Here is a 3847-nt window from a genome sequence, read left to right as displayed (position 1 = left end):
TCTCCGACGTCCTGCCGGAAGCGCTTCACCAGCGTGTGGTCGATGGTCACGGCCTGGCTCCGCTCGACGGCTCGACGGGCACGCCCATGACCGGCTCGGGAGCGCTGACCTGTGCGGCGAGGCGGCCGCCCAGCTCCCGGGCGGTGCGGATCAGCAGGGAGCGGTCCAGGCGCCCGCCCCACTGGCCGCGCAGCAGCTCCGCGCCCTTGGGGTCGTGCGCGAGCCCGCTCACGAAGGCGAGGTTCCTGCCGGTGCCCACGACGATCCGGCGGACCTCCTCGATCGTCGTGCGGTACTGCCGGGGGTCGGCGATCACGACCACGCCCACCTGCGGCTCGCGAGGCATGATCTGCAGGCGTTCCCGCAGGTGAGCGACATGGTCCAGGCTCGCCCTGGTGAACAGCACCACCAGCGAGGCCTCCGCGGTCAGCTCGGCCAGCTGGGGGTGGCCGCCGAGGCGTCCGCAGTCGGCCAGCACGTCGGCGCCGGGCATCGTGGCCAGTGCCCGGCCGAGCGGACCCCAGAGCCAGGTCAGCCCGGCCGCCTGTTCACCGTGGGTCAGCCCCGCCAGTATGTCCAGACCACCGATGATCTTCTGGGTGTGCTCGTGGATCTGTTCCGGGTGCAGGCCGCGCCGGGCCGTGGCCCCCAGGGTGAGCAGGCCCCTGGCCGGGTTGAGCACGCCGCCGTCGGCCGCGGGCAGGCGGTAGGCGAGATCTCCGCCCGCCGGGTCGCACTCGGCGAGCAGCACCGGGCGCGGCCAGATCGCGCCGAGCGCGGTGGCCGCCGTGGTCACTCCGGGCGCGCCCTTGTCCGCGGCCAGCACGATGAGCGCCACGTCAGCGTGCTCCCGGCAGCTCGGCGAGCGCGATCTCACCGGTGGAGGCGTACGCGACGACCTCCGGTGAGATGGAACTGTCCACGATGATGGTGACCAGGCCGTTCGCCCCGCTCCTGCCGGGCGTGCCGATCTGGTGGACCAGGGCGCTCTGCGCCAGCACCCGCCGCTCCTGGCCGGCGCCGCCGCCCCTGCTCGGCACGTAGACGACCTGGACCCGGTCTCCGCGCTCCAGGGTGCCCGGTGACTGGCCGGGTTTGAGGGCGAGACCGACCTGGGCCTTGCCGGGGCCCAGCTCCCTGCTGGCGGAGACCACCATCTCGCGGGTCAGGAGCGTTCCGGGGATGAGGGTGACGCGGGCGAAGTTCTCCGCGACGCGGGCGCGCTGGGACCAGGCCACGTAGCCGATGCCGGTGTCGGCGATCTGGACCTCCTTGAGCATCGCCTCGGTGAACTGCTGGCCGGCGCCGATCTGCTGGGAGACGGCGATCGCCGAGACGCGGTCGCCGCTGCGCAGGACGAGCAGGGTGGTGGCGAGGGCGCCGCCCAGGATGAGGAGGACGGCGAGGGCGGCGAGGGCTGGTTTGCGCTCGCGTGGGGGCACGGGAAGCTTGCGCGACGCCGGCCCGGACAGGGTGCCCGCCGACGACTGGCGCTCGGCGTTCACCGGGACACGGCCCGTTGGCTTCTCACTGGTCCTCATGGGTAGGGGGACTCCCAGAGTGATCATAAATATGGGGACTACTGGTCGAATTTACGCCATTATGCGCACCATGCCGACGGGCTGCCGGACAAAAACCAGAACCCATGCTCGTTTGATAGGAACACGTATGTCAACGCTGCTTCAGAAGAAAGTGGCGGTTTCGCTAGATGACGGGACACTTATCTGGGTGATAAGGACGGTAATTAACTCTTGCACCAATCGTCCCAGCATTTACCTCCATCATTACGGCGCCCCACCTCCTCCTTCACTCCATCGCTCACGGGATGTGCGCCCCCCTTAACCCTGAACCCGTTCAAAATGTGGCACCCTGGAGAGATGGCCACATCATCCGGGCGTGACGCCTCGGGCGAGGGACGGATCAGGCTCCTTTTCCGCTCGGCGGCCGGGCGAATGCGCCGCCGCGGGGTCGAACGCCTCACCGCCGCCCCCGCGACGGAGCGAATGATCGAGGGGCTGCACCGCGCGGCCGTCGGGCTGGCCGAGGTGACCTCCGAGGTCAGCGCGTACGCCGGGCTGCTCGAGGAGAAGACGGGCGAGCTTCGGGCCCGGACCGCGGCCCGCCGTTCCGCCGGTTCTCCGAACAGGTTTTCCACAGCTCCATACCGCGGGCAGGCTGGCCCCCAGGAGGCGATAAATCACCAAATATCCCCATAAAGCGGTATAAACGGCCGCCGCCTACGGAGAGTTATCCACAGGCTGGGATGTTTTCCACATACCGGGTCGCGAGCCATGAGATTGCCGCGAACACCCTCTCGGACCCCGTTTCCACTCTGTACGGTGGATCCGGGGCCTGACCCGAGGAGAGCGTCGATGCGGATCATGCTCACCGTGCTCAGCGAGCACGCCGACCGCGATGTCGTGGTCGAGGGCGACGAGACGACCACGGTGGCACGGCTCGCGGAGTCACTCGCGGGCCAGGGCGGCGAACGTCCGAGCAACGTGGTGCGGCTGACACGCAGCAAGGCCCCGTACGGGCTGGGCCGCGACTCGGCCGGGGCCGAACCCCCGGCGCTCTGGCTGGACGGCCGCCCCCTCGACCCCACCGCCCCCGCGCTCGGCCTGCTCCGCGACGGCGACCTGGTCACCCTCGACCGCTCGCTCGCCATGGCCACCCTCGCCGAGGAGCCCGGCGGGATCGTGGAGATCCGGGTGGTCGGCGGGCCCGCCGCCGGGTCGGTGCACCGCCTCAGCCTGGGCGTGCACGCCATCGGCTCCGACCCCGCCTGCTCGGTGGCCGTGTCCGACCCCCGGCTGCCCGCACTGGCCGCCGTGGTGCGGCTCACCCCGGACGCCATCACCGTGGAGCCGGGGGAGCCGGGGGACCCGGGGGACAGAGCCGGGGCCCTGCTCGACCGCGAGCGGCTGGAGGGTCCGCTGCCCTGGCCCGAGCACGCCCTGCTGAGCTGCGGCGGCAGCGTGCTGACCCTCAAGGCGGTGGAGCCGCCCGACGCGCACCTGGACGCGCAGCCGGACGGCGGCCTGGCCTACAACCGGCCGCCCAGGTTCCGCCCGCCGGGCGGCGCGCGGCGTTTCGAGGTCCCGGCCGAGCCCAGGCGGGCCGAGACCATGCGGCTGCAACTACTGACCGCGTTCCTGCCCGCGGCGCTGGGCGTCGGCATGGCCATCGCCCTCCAATCGCCGTACTTCCTGCTGTTCGCGTTCATGACCCCGCTGATCATGATCGGCCAGTGGTGGAGCGACCGGCGGCACGGCCGCAAGCAGTACCGCCGGCAAGTCAAGGAGTACCGGGAGCGGCTGAAGGTCTTCGAGGCGGCCGTGGAGCGCGCCCGTGCCGACGACGAGACCGCCCGCCGCGCCGCCGCGCCCGACCCCGCCGAGGTGCTGCTCACCGTGACGGGCCCCCGGCGGCGGCTCTGGGAGCGGCGCGACCACGACCCCGACGCGCTGCGGCTCCGGGTCGGCCTCGCCGACCTCCCCGCCGACCTGGAGTTCACCCCCGAGCGCTCCGCGCCGGCCGACGCCCCGATGCCCGCCCCGCCCACCTGCCAGGCGGTGCCGGTGGCACTTGCCATGCGCCGCCTGGGCGTCACCGGTCTGACCGGGCCCAGGGAGACGACGGCCGGGCTGGCGCGCTGGCTGGTCGGCCAGGCCGCCGCCCTGCACAGCCCACGCGACCTGGCGATCGTCGTGCTCTCCGCGCACGGTGACGGCGAGGAGCGCTGGAGCTGGGTACGGTGGCGGTGTCGCGGTTCAGCCAGCCGCCCTCGTCCTCCAGGGGCTGGGGCAGGTCCCAGTGGAACAGCGTGGCCGCCGGGACGATGTCC

Annotated in this window: 3 protein-coding genes and 1 pseudogene; 1 reads left to right on the top strand and 3 read right to left on the bottom strand. The window is 72.1% G+C overall.

The features are described 5' to 3' along the window. Window positions 1–46 precede the first annotated feature (46 nt). Window positions 47–877 (bottom strand): hypothetical protein, encoded by an 831-nt coding sequence (locus ABZ260_RS48225; RefSeq protein ID WP_355631905.1) that lies wholly within the window; start codon window positions 875–877, stop codon window positions 47–49. Then, window positions 840–1541, bottom strand: coding sequence for a hypothetical protein (locus ABZ260_RS48220; protein WP_051751733.1), 702 nt, complete (start codon window positions 1539–1541; stop codon window positions 840–842). The genes ABZ260_RS48225 and ABZ260_RS48220 overlap by 38 nt, the downstream gene beginning before the upstream one ends. Window positions 1542–1877: 336 nt before the next feature. Between ABZ260_RS48220 and ABZ260_RS48215 the strand changes: the two genes are divergently transcribed. Next, window positions 1878–2216 carry a hypothetical protein gene (locus ABZ260_RS48215; RefSeq protein ID WP_355631902.1) on the top strand — a complete coding sequence of 113 codons (339 nt, stop codon included), beginning with the start codon at window positions 1878–1880 and terminating at the stop codon, window positions 2214–2216. Between the two features lie 1543 nt (window positions 2217–3759). Here ABZ260_RS48215 and ABZ260_RS48210 read toward each other — a convergent pair. Continuing rightward, window positions 3760–3847 (bottom strand): annotated as a pseudogene (locus tag ABZ260_RS48210) (family 1 glycosylhydrolase); the annotation flags it as partial.

Origin of the sequence: Streptosporangium sp. NPDC006013 (assembly GCF_040614275.1) — a bacterium.
Classification (GTDB): Bacteria; Actinomycetota; Actinomycetes; order Streptosporangiales; family Streptosporangiaceae; genus Streptosporangium.
The sequence above is the reverse complement of the archived record's forward strand: the minus strand, read 5'-3'. Positions and strand labels throughout refer to the sequence as shown.

Excerpts from the sequence above, each read along its gene's own strand:
- ABZ260_RS48215 (WP_355631902.1), top strand. The coding sequence starts at position 1,878 with ATGGCCACATCATCCGGGCGTGACGCCTCGGGCGAGGGACGGATCAGG.
- ABZ260_RS48220 (WP_051751733.1), bottom strand. The coding sequence starts at position 1,541 with ATGAGGACCAGTGAGAAGCCAACGGGCCGTGTCCCGGTGAACGCCGAG.